This window comes from Agathobacter rectalis ATCC 33656 (genome assembly GCF_000020605.1).
Classification (GTDB): Bacteria; Bacillota; Clostridia; order Lachnospirales; family Lachnospiraceae; genus Roseburia; species Roseburia rectalis.
In genome coordinates, this window is the sequence record NC_012781.1 from 1,797,902 (window position 1) to 1,812,106 (window position 14,205).

At 41.7% G+C, this 14,205-nt stretch carries 15 protein-coding genes; all 15 read right to left on the reverse strand.

Annotated elements, in window-relative coordinates; all coding sequences use genetic code 11:
- Positions 1-88 precede the first annotated feature (88 nt).
- Positions 89-754, reverse strand: a complete 666-nt coding sequence (gene grpE / locus EUBREC_RS08600; protein ID WP_012742749.1) for a nucleotide exchange factor GrpE — start codon at positions 752-754, stop codon at positions 89-91.
- 14 nt (positions 755-768) lie between these two features.
- Positions 769-1,851, reverse strand: coding sequence for a heat-inducible transcriptional repressor HrcA (hrcA, locus tag EUBREC_RS08605; RefSeq protein ID WP_012742750.1), 1,083 nt, complete (start codon positions 1,849-1,851; stop codon positions 769-771).
- A 449-nt stretch (positions 1,852-2,300) separates the two neighbouring features.
- Positions 2,301-2,492: a hypothetical protein gene (locus EUBREC_RS08610; protein ID WP_080515338.1), complete on the reverse strand. Its 192-nt coding sequence runs from the start codon at positions 2,490-2,492 to the stop codon at positions 2,301-2,303.
- Between the two features lie 67 nt (positions 2,493-2,559).
- Complete coding sequence (locus EUBREC_RS08615; protein WP_012742752.1) at positions 2,560-2,811, reverse strand: cysteine-rich small domain-containing protein; 252 nt, start codon at positions 2,809-2,811, stop codon at positions 2,560-2,562.
- A complete protein-coding gene (locus tag EUBREC_RS08620) occupies positions 2,795-4,297 on the reverse strand; it encodes a cobyrinate a,c-diamide synthase (RefSeq protein WP_041254579.1) in 1,503 nt (500 codons plus the stop codon). Before EUBREC_RS08620 ends, EUBREC_RS08615 begins: the two co-directional genes overlap by 17 nt.
- An 82-nt stretch (positions 4,298-4,379) precedes the next feature.
- The gene (locus EUBREC_RS08625) at positions 4,380-6,434 is read right to left on the reverse strand and encodes a bifunctional cobalt-precorrin-7 (C(5))-methyltransferase/cobalt-precorrin-6B (C(15))-methyltransferase (protein ID WP_012742754.1); all 2,055 of its coding nucleotides are present in this window, start codon (positions 6,432-6,434) and stop codon (positions 4,380-4,382) included.
- A complete protein-coding gene (gene cobJ, locus EUBREC_RS08630; protein WP_041254068.1) occupies positions 6,427-7,158 on the reverse strand; it encodes a precorrin-3B C(17)-methyltransferase in 732 nt (243 codons plus the stop codon). The genes EUBREC_RS08625 and cobJ overlap by 8 nt, the downstream gene beginning before the upstream one ends.
- Positions 7,159-7,255: 97 nt before the next feature.
- Positions 7,256-8,383, reverse strand: a complete 1,128-nt coding sequence (locus tag EUBREC_RS08635) for a cobalt-precorrin 5A hydrolase (RefSeq protein ID WP_306718455.1) — start codon at positions 8,381-8,383, stop codon at positions 7,256-7,258.
- A 48-nt stretch (positions 8,384-8,431) separates the two neighbouring features.
- Positions 8,432-9,208 carry a precorrin-4 C(11)-methyltransferase gene (gene cobM, locus EUBREC_RS08640; protein WP_012742757.1) on the reverse strand — a complete coding sequence of 259 codons (777 nt, stop codon included), beginning with the start codon at positions 9,206-9,208 and terminating at the stop codon, positions 8,432-8,434.
- On the reverse strand, positions 9,166-10,314 hold the full coding sequence (gene cbiD / locus EUBREC_RS08645) for a cobalt-precorrin-5B (C(1))-methyltransferase CbiD (protein ID WP_012742758.1): 1,149 nt from the start codon (positions 10,312-10,314) through the stop codon (positions 9,166-9,168). The genes cobM and cbiD overlap by 43 nt, the downstream gene beginning before the upstream one ends.
- Positions 10,315-10,336: 22 nt before the next feature.
- Positions 10,337-10,951 (reverse strand): precorrin-8X methylmutase, encoded by a 615-nt coding sequence (locus tag EUBREC_RS08650; protein ID WP_041254580.1) that lies wholly within the window; start codon positions 10,949-10,951, stop codon positions 10,337-10,339.
- Positions 10,952-10,964: 13 nt separating this feature from the next.
- Complete coding sequence (locus tag EUBREC_RS08655; RefSeq protein ID WP_012742760.1) at positions 10,965-12,026, reverse strand: pyridoxal phosphate-dependent aminotransferase; 1,062 nt, start codon at positions 12,024-12,026, stop codon at positions 10,965-10,967.
- A gap of 39 nt (positions 12,027-12,065) precedes the next feature.
- On the reverse strand, positions 12,066-13,058 hold the full coding sequence (gene cbiB, locus EUBREC_RS08660; protein ID WP_012742761.1) for an adenosylcobinamide-phosphate synthase CbiB: 993 nt from the start codon (positions 13,056-13,058) through the stop codon (positions 12,066-12,068).
- A gap of 28 nt (positions 13,059-13,086) precedes the next feature.
- Positions 13,087-13,755 (reverse strand): histidine phosphatase family protein, encoded by a 669-nt coding sequence (locus EUBREC_RS08665; RefSeq protein WP_012742762.1) that lies wholly within the window; start codon positions 13,753-13,755, stop codon positions 13,087-13,089.
- A complete protein-coding gene (locus EUBREC_RS08670; RefSeq protein ID WP_012742763.1) occupies positions 13,728-14,174 on the reverse strand; it encodes a bifunctional adenosylcobinamide kinase/adenosylcobinamide-phosphate guanylyltransferase in 447 nt (148 codons plus the stop codon). Before EUBREC_RS08670 ends, EUBREC_RS08665 begins: the two co-directional genes overlap by 28 nt.
- Between the last annotated feature and the right edge of the window lie 31 nt (positions 14,175-14,205).

Below are 14,205 nucleotides of genomic sequence, written 5' to 3' on the forward strand. Positions count from 1 at the left end.
CCATCCGTTGTCTCACATGAATCCCTTAAATGCTGTCTGCATTCATATAAATCTGATTCACTGCCATGCCGGATAGATGTACACATCATTACTGTACTACCGATACCATGCTGTGGCGTACCACTGAATCCTTGTACATATAGCCCTTCTGAAGCTCCTGTGCTACGGTGCCTGACTCAAGCTCATCATTTTCAACCTGCATCACTGCATTGTGGAAATCAGGATCAAACTCCTGTCCTACGCACTCTATTGGCTTTACACCTGCAGCATCAAGCTCTGTGAGCATCTGCTTGTAGACCTTATCCATACCTGTGATAAAAGGATCATCCTTCTTATCATCCGGTACTGCTGCAAGACCTCTCTCGAAATTGTCGATTACAGGAAGGATTTTCTCAACTATTGTCTTTGCTCCCATGTCAAACATCTGGGATTTTTCCTTCTCACTTCTCTTGCGGAAGTTCTCGAACTCTGCCATCTGTCTTTTCAGACGGTCGTTAAGCTCTTCTATCTGCTCATCCTTCTTGTCTTTTTTCTTTTTCTTGAAGAGACCTTTCTTTTCATCTGACTTATCATCTGCTTTTGCATCTGCATCAGCTAAAGCATCATCATCTGATTCAGTTTCATTAATATCTGTATCTTTTGCTTCTTCGGCTGCCTGAGTGCTTTCCTCATCAGCTCCTTCAATCTCTATCTCTTCTGCTTTGCTTTCTGCAGTCTCATTGTCGATTGCTTCTTTTTTAATATCCTCTGGCATTTTTGACCACCTTCCTATGTTTCATCCTCAGACTTCTTATAAATTCCATCTAACTGGGATTTAAGAGTCTTTAGATTATCCATTACTTTTTCATAATCCATACGCTTTGGTCCGACAATTCCTATCGTGCCCTTTACGCCCTCACCCAGATCATATGTCGCAGTGACAACACTGCAGTCCTTCATGGTCTGGATTGGAGATTCATTTCCTATATAAACCTGAATGCCTGTTCCATTGTCCTTCTTCTCGGAATCGGATAGGGATTCAGTAACAAGGCTTGCTAGCTCTTCCTTTTCCTCAAATGCTGACAAAAGTGTCGCTGCATTATTGGAATCCGAAAGCTCAGGATACTTCAGAATATTTGTCGCTCCGCTGGTGTAAATCTTAAGATCCTCACTCTCAGCAAAGGTCTGTGCCAATGCATCAATCACATCAGAGACAATTCCTGAATGAATACCGGCTCTCTCCTTTATGCTTGCAATGTTTCCAAGATTAATCTCGTTCATTGCGAGTCCGTTTAATGAGGTGTTAAGCAGAATGTTGAGCTTAAGTATCGTCTCATTGTCAAGCGGCTCATATAAATCAAGCATCTTGTTTCTGACCATATTATTGTTCATAACAATTACTGCAAGCAGGTGCTGGTCGTCAACCTGTGAAAGCTGGATGAATTTCACCTTGTTGTGATTGACATCCGGTGCAGAAACAAGTGTGGCATAATTAGTATTGTTTGCAAGTACCTTTGCCGCCTGCTTTAACACCTGCTCCATCTTCTCGGTATTTTCAATGACCAGCTCCTTCATATCAGAAAGTTCTTTTTCCTTCTTATCATTGGTCTCTATAAGATGGTCTACATATAATCTGTAGCCCTTATCCGAAGGAATTCTTCCTGCTGAGGTATGTGGCTGTACTATATAGCCCATCTCCTCTAAGTCGCTCATCTCATTTCTGATTGTTGCCGAGCTCAGATTAAGATCTGTATATTTTGAAATTGTACGTGAGCCAACCGGCTCTCCTGTGGCGAGATAATTGCGGATGATTGCATCCAGTATGGTAAGCTGTCTCTCGCTCAACTCTAGTTCTTTGTTTTCATTTTCCATTGGTCACACGCTCCATCTGAAGTATGCTTTTAATTTGTTAGCACTCTGTATTTTGGAGTGCTAATTTTTTATCTGTACATAACATACCACCACCTATTAGCAATGTCAACCCTCGAGTGCTAATTTTTTTAATAAAATTTTTGAAACCCTTGATTTTACTGGGGTTTCAGGCTTTATTAATTTTCTATTAAATTGATTTTGGCGGTATTTACACCACTTTTACACCATTTTTCAATTTTTCATTTCATGCTTAGCATCAAATGATACAAAAAAGCAGTCGATCCTAAATGTGAAAGACTGCTTTATATCATATTTCTTATTGCTTTGTGTGTATATTTAGCTGATTGTCTATATCCCTTCCTGCATACATTACTCTAAGTATTGTTACAACCATTCAAAAATTCCTCTCAAATCACTGTCAGCCTGTTCTGATACTTCTATCTCATATATCATAAGCCATAATCTTTGCGAATATCAGAAAAGGCTTTCTTAGCATTTTTTGTCCGTCCAGCCTGCATATCCGCATATCCCTTCTCTAATTTTTCATTAAACTCTATCTCTGATAATGCGCTGATATCAACAGGTCTGGCAGATGGTATTTTTACTTCAAACGGAAGACCTCTCTGTAAGATAATCTGCATATAAAACATCTCCTTCCTGCCATATTTTTATGTTATGCAAAACCTCCGAACGGCTTTAGGCCATAAATCAGTTATTATTATTCCTAATCAAAATCTGTATGATTTTATCATAATTTTCCGGTCTGTGTGGAAACGTACAGTCTGTACATACCTTGATTTTTTTGCCATTCTTCTCTATGTAGGTCTTACTTCCGGGACAGTTTGGCATACTATACATAGGACAATAACAAAACAGACAATTAAAGTCATCCGAAAGTCCCTTGTGACACGGAAAATATTTGCAATCTGTGTTTTTAAAGTATTTATAAGAGTTTTCCATTTTTATTCCTTCTATATTCATATGCTTTTCTCACAAAGCTCTCTGCAAAATGCGGATTTGACGGATAATACAGGTGCGGAAATCCAAGCCAGTAATTATCATGGCTTATCACGCAGTCGTAGCTTCTGCCTGTGGCCGGCTTGGTCGCAATACAATCGGCTCCATTATCGGTGCTGTCGTAATAATGAAATTCATGCGCCTTTATTTTTTCATTTTGCGGTAGAAAATTGCTATGCTTTTCCGCAAGCTCAATATATCCGAACCTGACCAGCTTTCCCTTAAAATGACACCCACCATCTAATGCCCCCACAAGCTTAGACTTATTCATATCATTTTGTATATCTGCTTTATTTTGTACATCAGCCTTGTTTTGCTCATCTGTATCATCACAGATGTTACGGATATATGTGTGTAGATACATAAACCCTCCACACTCTGCAACCGTCGGCATTCCAGCTCTAAAAGCTTTTTTTATGGCATTCAGCATAGATACGTTTTTACTCAATTCCTTTGCATACAGCTCCGGATAACCGCCTCCAAGCAGCATTGCATCACAATCCTTTGGAAGCCTGGTATCGTGAAGCGGTGAAAAATACTGTAATTTTGCACCGCATTTTTCGAGCATTCTTAGGTTATCTTCATAGTAAAAACAAAAGGCTTCGTCCATGGCAACAGCTATGTTTACGGTATTTATTGCTTTATTTTGCAAAAATTCATTTTGATCACAATTACCTATATTTTTTTCATTATAATTTTTTTCATTATATACATCTGCATTTTCACTGTCACCGATTTCATTTGCCGCTTCTGCAATGTCCATAAACAAAGCCATATCTATTGTCTTTTTTAGTCTGTCGGCAGTTTCATTGAGCTGTTTTTTTATATCTGAAAGCTCATCCGGCATGACAAGCCCCAGATGTCTGCTTGAAAGCCCGATATCCTTCTGTTCCGGGAAATATCCGACTACTTTTACGGAAAGCTCCTTCTCTATCAGAGGCTTTATGATATCATAATAGCCCTTCGACATCCGATTGAGCAGAACCCCCTTAATCAAGTGCTGAGTGTCATACTGCAAAAAACCGGCTATAAGAGCAAGCACTGACTTTCCCATGCCCTTTGCGTCCACCACGAGTATTATCGGAGTCTGCGTCACCTTTGCCAGATGGTATGACGAACCCTGCTCATATATTCCGCCAAGTCCATCATATAATCCCATCACGCCCTCAAGCACCGCAAAATCACCATCGGCTCTTTCATCTAAGAAAAGCTGCACTGTTGTCTTTTCGTCCGTAAAAAACGTATCGAGGTTTTTGGATGGTACGCCAAGCACCTTTTTGTGAAACATCGGGTCAATATAATCAGGTCCGCACTTATATGACAATACGTTTTTTCCGCTATCCTTTAATAGCTGCAGTAAAGCGCAGGTTATCATTGTTTTTCCACTGCCGCTTTTTGGCGCGGCTATCATAAAACGATTTATTTTCATGTATTCATCCTTTATTTCATCATATACCTTAAGAATATCAGCCTTCGATGATTTATTACGGGTTGTAGCATAAAAGCCCAGGTTAAAATTCAAATGAACATATCCACACCGGATTTTCCGCCTGCATCAGATGGTAATGTCCTATCTGCTTTGAGCGGCTGACCTGCAGCTGCACGATATCCTCATTTTTCACATTATATGCCGACATTATTTCCTTTATCTCACAAATTGTTTCCATAGAAATTGCATTTATCACTATACGTATATGTGGATTTTTTGCTTTAAGAGCCTCTATTATTTCCTTTAGATTGCCACTGCTGCCTCCGATAAATGCGTGTGTCGGCACCGGAAGATTTTCCATTCCGTCAGGAGCCTTTGCATTTATAACATGGATATTTTCAAGTCCATGCTTTTCTTTATTTTTTGTGATAAGCTGCACGGCATTTTCCTTCTGCTCGATGGCATAGACCTCCATATCATCGGAAAGTGATGCTGCCTCTACCGCTATGGAGCCGGTTCCGCTTCCCACATCATAAAGCACTGAATCCGATTTCAAATGAAGCTTGCAGATGCTTACATGCCTTATTTCCTCTTTGGTCATCGGAACCTTTTCACGGATAAATGCTGCATCACTTAGCTGCGGTGTGACATTTTTTGCAACCGGATTGGGATTTTTTATCATACAGATATACAGTCCCTCCCTTTTAAGCTTTGTGCACTCCTGTGGTGAAAGCTGCGATATATTTTCATCCGGATATGATAGCTGGTATCCCACAGTTACCGAGCATTTTTGTAAACCATACCTTTCGTCACTGCTTAATAGGTGTCCAAGCATATTTACGTCCCTGACTCCGGACATCAGCATAAACGTTTTTGCATGATGGCTAATCCGTGATGTGATATTAGAAAGCTTTACTCCGTGGATGCTGCAAATATATGCATCGTTGTAGGTTTCACCGACTGCTGCCGCCATATATGACACCGATGAAATTCCAGGAAGGATTGACACATCCGCATTTAATTTTCCTTCAGATATTTCATTTTTTATCGCCAGATACAGCTTTCTGCTTCCACTGTAAAAGCCTGTATCTCCCGAGAATAATATAAGAACATTACTGATTTTTGCAGTATCTGCACAAATTTCGTATAGATAAGGAATAATCTGTTCTGCAAGATAATACGGCTTTTTGTCTATCTTCGCACTGTATTTTTCTATCATGCGACTTGCACCAAGTATAATATCAGCGCTTTCTATTGCATCTGAAACAGCTTTTGTCATGCAAGCATCATTTCCCATTCCAATGCCGGCAAGCATGATATGAAGCTTGTTATATTTACTGTCAATATATTCACAAACAGCTTCAAATGACATTCCATCATCCTGCACGCTTTGCCCCACAATATAGACCGGAATATTTTTATTTTTTGCGGCAGCTATTTTCTCAATAAAGCCCCCGGCCGCACCGCTTTTTTTGGTGACCAGACATCTGATATCATACTGATCAATAAGTGCCTCATTAAGCTGTGTGCTAAACGGTCCCTGCAATGCCAGAATGTGCTTTCCTGTAATATCATTGTGCATGCACAAGCTTATGCTCTCAAGCCCCGGAAGCACGCGCACATACAATCTTTCCCTGACGTCTGAGGTTTTACAATACACCGACAGCTCCTTGCTTCCTGTTGTGAGCAGTATATTTCCGTCTGTATTGTTAAGTGCCTTTGCACATGCTTCATTGTCCTCAAAATAGCGGATATTATCATAATCTGCTGATATATCCGTATCTCTTTTAAGACGCACATATTCGATATTTTCTGATATGCTGCTATCCGCCTGATTGTCTGTAACAGCATGTGCCTCGTTAAACGCATAAACTGCCTGCTTTATATTTTCGGTAACAATGGCTGCATATGGATGGGTGGCATCCACTATGAGCTTACATTTTTGTTCCGCAAAAAAGCTTCTCATGCCCTCGCTGTCCATACGCCCCATATGAACATGCGCGAACGGATTTTCATGCAGCACGATTTCACCGTATTCTGTTGCCACGCAAACTGTATGCTCTATGCCTCTTTTACACAGATGCTCTGATAGCTTACGTCCCTCTGTTGTTCCTGCAAAAATCAGTATTTTACTCAATCTGATATCCTCTCCTTGTGACAAGCATTCCGTCAATTATTTGTGTACCCTCATTGCCGATAAATACCGTCGTAAACATGTTGACCTGTGCACTGCGGAGCTCACCGAGGGTACAGACCGTATAGCTTGTTCCCTCACGTCCGATATTTTCGACATAGCCGCAGGCTCTATCCGGCTCTATCGCACGAAGCAGAATATCACAGGCTCTCATCAGATAGTCCTTTCTCTTGTGACTTGACGGATTGTACAGTGCTATGACAAAATCACCCTCTGCAGCAGCCACAAGACGCTTTTCAATCTTATCCCACGGCGTGAGCAGGTCACTTAAGCTGATTGTACAAAAATCATGGTTTAATGGTGCTCCAAGCACTGCCGCACCACTGTTTGCCGCTGTAATGCCGGGTATTACCGAAAGCTCTACGTTATCGTATTCCTGCCCAATCTCATACATAAGAGAGGCCAGTCCGTATATTCCGGCATCGCCACTACATACAAGGGAGACTGTTTTGCCCTCAAGTGCCTTTTTAAAGCACAGATGACATCTTTCTTTTTCCTGACGCATCGGAGTGGTCAAAAGCTCTTTTGTCTGGAATTTTTCTCCAAGCAGCTTTATATATACGGTGTATCCCACTATGACATCACTCGCTTCCAGGGCGTCAATCGCCTGCTTTGTCATCATGCTTTCAAAGCCCGGCCCCATACCTACTATGTAAATTTTATTCATGTTAATCTCCATCTCTACTAATTTTATATAACCATGCAGCTATTTGCAATTTTTTAATGATATGAAGGTCAAAAGGTATTTTGCCCCTCATTTATGATTAATCAGGATACCTTGCTGCCGCAACCGTTACCCTGTCATATTTATGTTTTTTATAAATAAGTTCTCCTGCTTTATCGCATTCCCTGCTGCATGCAAGCACTGCTGCACGCTCGCACACGTTGTCCACTCCAACATGCTCCCTGACAAACTGCGAGGCACTGAATTCTCCCTGCACCGCCATGAGCTCATCCGCGGTATAAGTGACAAATTCTATCCTGTTTCTTTCGCAAAATTCTTTTATTCCCGGTTCATCTTTTTTCACATCTATTGATGCAATCATGTCTATATCCGAAATATCTATTTGCAGCTTTAAAAGACTTTGTCTGATTGCCCTGTCAATATTTTCAAACGCTGTATCCCTTCTGCACCCAATACCAAGTACAAATTGTGTGGGTTTTAAGTAAATACTGCCATTTTTAGTGTCCTTTTCTTTTTCGCATGATACTACAATATCAGCTCCGTAAGCAGGTGGGAAATCCACTGTTTTTATTGCATCAGCACTCATATCAGCTTTATCTAAAAATGCCTTTATAAGGCTTCTGTGCTTAGCCGGGATGTGCTCCCAGTCGACCGACATCGTAACCACTTCACCCGCCAATACCTTTGATGATACTCTGGCAATGCCATCTTTATTGACTATTGCAAGCCTGCATTTCTTTGCAAAAACATCAACTGCAAATTTATTATTGATATCAGTAGCGGTTGTTATAACAGGTGTGGCATTCATCAGCGCTGCTAATAATACAGCAAACTCATTGGCACCTCCAACATGCCCTGAAAGAATCGGAATAACAAACTTCCCCAGCTCATCTATCACAATAACAGGACTGTCTTTAAGCTTGTTATTAACAGAAGAAGCTATAGCTCTCACTGCAATACCGCATGCCCCGATAAAAATCAGAGCCTTTTTTTCACTCATCTGTGCAGCTGTCCAGTCTGATATATTTTGTGATATGTAGCCGGTATTTCTATAATTTTCATCAGTGGAATTTTTAATATTCTCATCCGATAATCTCGAGCACTTGGTAAAAACCTCCACCTCATATGCACTTTTTTCAAGCTTATAAGCTATGTCACATGACAGCTCATAGCCCTTTTTTGTGAAGCTTACAATGCAAATTTTCATATTTTCAATTCCCATATATTTCCCATATTTATATATTCACGCCTTTTTTCAATCGTTATCCTTTGACTCTACAGAAGCCTTGCGATACTCTGTCGAAAAATCCGGTGCGTAAAGTCTTGATTTCTCGTAATGACTGTGAGCTATTACATCCCCCACAAGCACTATCGCTGTCTTTGTGATATTGTGCTCTCTCGCAGTCTGCTTAAGTGTAGCGACAGTGCACACGTATGCCTCCTCCTGTGGCCAGGTTGCCTTGTATACAATTGCAGCAGGTGTATCTGCCGCGTATCCTCCCTCAATAAGGCTTTCCGTAAGCTTCTCTAAAAGCCCGGTGCTTAAGTAAATCGCCATGGAAGCATGGTGTGAGGCAAAGCTTGCTATGCTCTCCTTAGGCGGCACCTTCGTGCGCCCCTCCATGCGTGTGATGATGAGCGACTGGGAAATACCTGGGAGCGTGTACTCAATGTTGAGCGATGCAGCAGCGCCAAAGCACGCGCTCACGCCCGGACAGCTCTCATATGGTATTAAAAGGGTATCAAGCTCATCCATCTGCTCGCGCACTGCGCCGTATATGCTTGGCTCTCCCGTGTGCAGGCGCACAGTAATTTTTCCGTCTGCCTCAGCAGTTTTCATGACTGCGATGACCTCATCCAGTGTCATTTTTGCACTGTTATATATTTCACAGCTCTCCCTTGCATAGTCCAAAAGCTCTGGATTAACAAGCGAGCCTGCATAAATTATCACATCTGCTTTTTGTAAAAGACGCATTCCGCGTACTGTTATTAAATCTGCTGCGCCTGTTCCTGCGCCAACAAAGTAAACCATTTTTCTGCCTTTCTGCTTTTTGCAAGCTCACCAAATTCGTTTGAATACATGATACAGTCTATCTCAAGTCTGCCCTTTGCCCTCTTTTCCAGATAAAAGCATATGCGCTCCATCGCATAATCCATTACCTCATACAGCCTGCCGCTTTCCTTAAGTGCCGCCAGGGCCTCCTCTGTCGTAAGGCTGTCCATAATGCGCTTTATGTATTCGGGCGCTACACCGCACTTAAACGCAAATGCCGTCAAAAGCTCTATCCTGCAGTCTGCCTCCCTCGAATGAGTGTTCATGATGCCTCCTGCTACCTTTATGAGCTTTCCTATATGTCCTGTCAAAAGCATCCTCTTAAAGCCCATATCTGCTGCCATATCAATTGTTTCACCGATAAAGTTGGAGCATTTGACACTCCTGTCCAGATCATAGCCATAGCTTTCCTTCATAAAGTCAAGACCGTAATTTCCCGGCGCAACCGCCACATAATCATATCCAAACGAATATCTCTGCCTAAGCTCCACCCTTATCGTATCAATAAGAGCCTGTGAACTCATGGGCTCAACAATACCGCTCGTGCCGAGAATTGATATACCGCCAACTATCCCAAGCCTAGGATTAAAGGTCCTTTCTGCAAGCTCCTTTCCCTTTGGAACCGAGATTGTGATGTCAAGTGTCCCCTTAAAATCCAAAAGCTCACAGACCTCCCTTACCTCTTTTTCTATCATCTCACGCGGCACATGATTGATAGCCGCGTTTCCGACAGGCTGGTCTAATCCGGGTTTGGTGACTCTTCCCACTCCGTCACCACCGTCTATATTTATGATAACCAAATCCTGCTTTTTTTTGCATAACGCACAGGTATCGGAATGCAAAATCCGTACAGAAGCATATATATAAGCTCCGGTGGTCACATCCGGGTCATCCCCTCCGTCTTTTATCACGGCGCAGCTTACCTCATTTTCACTTCTTTTTATGTCGGTGATATCAGCCGTGTAAGCTATTCCCTTAGGTGTCTGAATCGTTATTTTGTTTTTAGCCTTTCCGGTTAAAAGCATATATGCCGCCGCCTTTGAGGCTGCCGCAGCACAGCTTCCTGTGGTAAATCCGTATCTCATAATCACTAAATTTCCTCATGCATCAGCCCCTATCAACCAGACTGTAAATCAGCGCATTGCATATGGCAGCCGCAATATTGCTGCCGCCCTTTCGTCCGACATTTACTATGTATGGCACTCCGGTCTCCATAATAAGCTCCTTAGCTGCCTCCACATTGACAAAGCCCACCGGCACACCGATTACAAATGCAGGCTTATATATTCCTTTTTCTATCATATCGTACAGCTCTATAAGCGCTGTCGGTGCATTTCCTATCGCAAAAATCACAGGCTTATCTATCCTTGATGCAAACTCCATGCTTACTGCCGCGCGCGTTGTCTTTTTCTCCTTTGCAATAAGAGCAACCTCATCATCAGCCATAAAGCAGTGCGCCTGTCCGCCGAATTTTGCCAGATATTTTTTATTTATGCCTGAAAGAGCCATGTTGGTATCGGTCACTATATCAGCGCCCTCTGATATCAGCCTTTTTGCAATAGCAACGGCGTCCTTAGAGTATTTAAGCGTCTGTATATAATCAAAATCTGCACTCGTGTGTATGACTCTTTTTGTTATCATCTCCTGATCAGCAGGCAGCGTAATCTGCATTTCAGACAGCTCATGTGAAATTATCTCAAAGCTCCTCTTTTCAATCTCCATCGGCTCTAACTGTTTAATTTTTTTCAATACACTCACCTATCACTTTCAATAATCTTACATTTTCATCAAATGTCTTTACTGCCACACGAAAATACCCTTCCGAAAGCCCCACATAGTTGGAGCAGTCCCGTATCAGTATTCCCTTATTAAGCAGTATATCATATAATGGAAGCTTGCTGTAAAACAGTATGAAATCAGCATCACTTTTATATACCTTAAACCCAAGCTTTTTTAGTCCATCTGACAGCAGCCTTCTTTGTCTGCTCACATACGATGCCGTTTCTTTAATATACTCTGATTCCCTAATGCATGCCTCTCCTGCCATCTGTGCCAGGACAGACACGTTCCACTCCGGCAGATTCCTTTGAACCTTTTGTCTTATTGTATCATTTTTACTGAGCATATATCCAAGCCTTACTCCCGGAATAGCAAAAAGCTTGGTAAATGCTCTTACAACAATCAGATTGTCATAGTCACATAAAAGTGACAAAACAGAATAATTTTTTTCACAAAAGCCTATGAAGCATTCATCTGCCACCACATAAATATGCTTTTCTTTGCAATGTCCTATTATTTGCTTCATGAAAGTGCTGTCTGCAAGATACCCTGTCGGATTGTTTGGATTTGCGATAAAAAATATATCTGTATCATCTGTAAGCATATCCATTAAAGCATCCAGCCGTGCAGCAGGAGAAAAATCACTCTGCTCATCCAGCAGGAAATATCCGATATCACAGCCGACTGCACGAAGCACATGCTCATAACCGAAAAAGCCCGGGGCCGGAAGCACTGCTTTTTTGGGCTTTATGGCATGAGCTATCGCCATAAAAAGCTCTGAGGCTCCGTTTCCTGGAATTACATCCTCGCTTTGTATGCTGCAGCCTTGCTGTGTGAAATACTCTGATATCGCTTTTTTAAGGCCACTGCATGCCATGTCGGGATATCTGTCTGCATACGAAAGTGCATCACTCATAGCATCTTTAACAGAATGTGGTATGCCAAGAGGATTGATATTTACCGAAAAATCCATATTTACTTTATTGTTGTATATGTCACCGCCATGGATGCTTTTCATTCAATTCCTCCATCAATTCTTACATCAATTCTTCCATATTCAAAGCAATATTAAAACAAGACTCATAACCGCCACAGATAAAAGCTCACACAAAAACGCAGTAATATACATCAGCCTGTTTGCACGCTTTATATCCTCGTACTCTATCTCACGCAGACCGTCTCCTATGTATTTTTTCTTCACAAGCTTCCCAAAATACACTGCATCACCCGCAAGATGCACCCTTAAAGCTCCCGCACATACGGACTCTGTCTGGGCTGAGTTGGGGCTTGCGTGATTGAAACGATCTCTTTTAAAGATGCGGTATGCATTTTTGCCATCAAACTGCCTGCCACCGATAAATGCCGCAGCAATCATCAGATATGCACTGATTCTTGCCGGTATGAAATTGACCACATCATCAAGCCTTGCCGCAAATCTGCCAAAATACATATATTTATCATTTTTGTAGCCAAGCATCGAATCCATCGTATTCACAGCCTTGTATACAAAGCCAAGCACCGGCCCTCCGATTGCAGTGTAAAGCATAGGTGCAATCACTCCGTCAGATGTATTTTCAGCTATCGTCTCAACTGCCGCCCTTGTGACACCTGCTGCATCAAGCACAGATGTATCTCTGCCAACAATCATGGAAACAGCCCTTCTTCCAGCATCAACTCCATCTGTCCTTAGCGCATCGTACACCCTCATGCTCTCCACACGAAGACACTTTGTGGCAAGAATCTGCCACGTCATGACAGCCTCTGCTATTACCCCGGCATATAAATTTATACTGTATGCTGCCACAATAATAATTACCGACATTGCAAAAGTTGCAAAAATTACAGTAAAAGCAAGAAGCATACCTCTTTTATATTTTATTAGATTTAATTTTTTTTCAGAGATATTATATCCGGCATCACAATTAAGCCTCTTATCGAGAAAAGAAATGAGTGAGCCTATAAGCCTGACCGGATGCGGTATAAAATGCGGATCTCCTATTAATAAATCAAGCACAAAGCCTGCTATAAATGCAAAAATATGATAACACATATGTTAGTCCTTCTTAAATAAATCATAGCTATATGGGCACTATTTCATTAAACACAATCTCAGCGCCCTCAACCGCCACCTCACACGAGTAGCCACAGCCGTTTTTCACCTGGTAATCATAGTAATCCATATCACAGTAATGGCTCATTATCGCCATGATAGTCCCTCCATGCACAAAAAATACCATTTGTATCTCTTTATCAGGCATAGCCCTCTTAAGCTCTAATGCCTGTGTGAGTGCCCTCTCAAAGCCACATATACTTCTTTTGCAAAACTCGTTTCTGCTCTCTCCGTTTGGAAAGGCAAGTGTTCCACCACTGTCAATCCACGCCTGATATGAGTCCCTGAAACGGATATCTGTGCTAAGTTCCTTATAGCTTTTTAGCTCCCATTCACCGAAATCCATCTCTGCAAACTCTTTAACGGTATGAATTTTATGGTGCTGTGCGACCGGCAAAATAATCTCTGCCGTCTGTTTACAGCGCCTCATTGGGCTGGTAATAATTATCTGCTCCTTTAAGCTATTTTTCTCCAAAGCCTTGTATACACCATTATTTAGCGCATTTTCTAGTTCAAAAACTCCGGCTTCATCGAGTGGCTCATCTGTCCTGCCCAGATATCTGTGCTCTCTGTTTGAGACAGTGCAGCCGTGTCTTATAAAAATACAGTTTATTTTATTTTCTGACCGATTCCACATATTACGCGAACTACCTCGTCTGCTTTTTTTGCAAGCAGTATCTCTGCTCTGCCTGTCTGCTCCCTGTACGCTCTCTCAAACGCATCAAGAGGCACTATGCCGTTTCCAATCTCATCAGCAATGACTATTGTATCCTTATTTTCCTCTGCAAATTGCATAAATTTCAAAATATATTCCTGCAGCGGAAGATTTTTCTCAAGCACAGCCCTGATAAAATAATGGAATTTATCTATTATGAGTATACTCTCATCATCGACGGCAAAATCCCATGGCCATTCCATGTTTGATGCCTTATCATTGCAGGCATTATCTTTTAGAAAAAAGCAGTCGTACACATCATATTTTTCTGTTTTTTCTATCATATTTTCGAGCACATAATCAAGCTTTCCCTGTGCCACTCCGCCTATCACAAGCTTCATATTTTCTCCAATTCCAAAGTTTAAAATTCAT

Excerpts from the sequence above, each read along its gene's own strand:
- grpE (WP_012742749.1), bottom strand. The coding sequence starts at position 754 with ATGCCAGAGGATATTAAAAAAGAAGCAATCGACAATGAGACTGCAGAA.
- hrcA (WP_012742750.1), bottom strand. The coding sequence starts at position 1,851 with ATGGAAAATGAAAACAAAGAACTAGAGTTGAGCGAGAGACAGCTTACC.
- EUBREC_RS08610 (WP_080515338.1), bottom strand. The coding sequence starts at position 2,492 with ATGCAGATTATCTTACAGAGAGGTCTTCCGTTTGAAGTAAAAATACCA.
- EUBREC_RS08615 (WP_012742752.1), bottom strand. The coding sequence starts at position 2,811 with ATGGAAAACTCTTATAAATACTTTAAAAACACAGATTGCAAATATTTT.
- EUBREC_RS08620 (WP_041254579.1), bottom strand. The coding sequence starts at position 4,297 with ATGAAAATAAATCGTTTTATGATAGCCGCGCCAAAAAGCGGCAGTGGA.
- cobJ (WP_041254068.1), bottom strand. The coding sequence starts at position 7,158 with ATGAATAAAATTTACATAGTAGGTATGGGGCCGGGCTTTGAAAGCATG.
- EUBREC_RS08635 (WP_306718455.1), bottom strand. The coding sequence starts at position 8,383 with ATGAAAATTTGCATTGTAAGCTTCACAAAAAAGGGCTATGAGCTGTCA.
- cobM (WP_012742757.1), bottom strand. The coding sequence starts at position 9,208 with ATGGTTTACTTTGTTGGCGCAGGAACAGGCGCAGCAGATTTAATAACA.
- cbiD (WP_012742758.1), bottom strand. The coding sequence starts at position 10,314 with ATGAGATACGGATTTACCACAGGAAGCTGTGCTGCGGCAGCCTCAAAG.
- EUBREC_RS08650 (WP_041254580.1), bottom strand. The coding sequence starts at position 10,951 with ATGGAGATTGAAAAGAGGAGCTTTGAGATAATTTCACATGAGCTGTCT.
- EUBREC_RS08655 (WP_012742760.1), bottom strand. The coding sequence starts at position 12,026 with ATGAAAAGCATCCATGGCGGTGACATATACAACAATAAAGTAAATATG.
- cbiB (WP_012742761.1), bottom strand. The coding sequence starts at position 13,058 with ATGTGTTATCATATTTTTGCATTTATAGCAGGCTTTGTGCTTGATTTA.
- EUBREC_RS08665 (WP_012742762.1), bottom strand. The coding sequence starts at position 13,755 with ATGTGGAATCGGTCAGAAAATAAAATAAACTGTATTTTTATAAGACAC.
- EUBREC_RS08670 (WP_012742763.1), bottom strand. The coding sequence starts at position 14,174 with ATGAAGCTTGTGATAGGCGGAGTGGCACAGGGAAAGCTTGATTATGTG.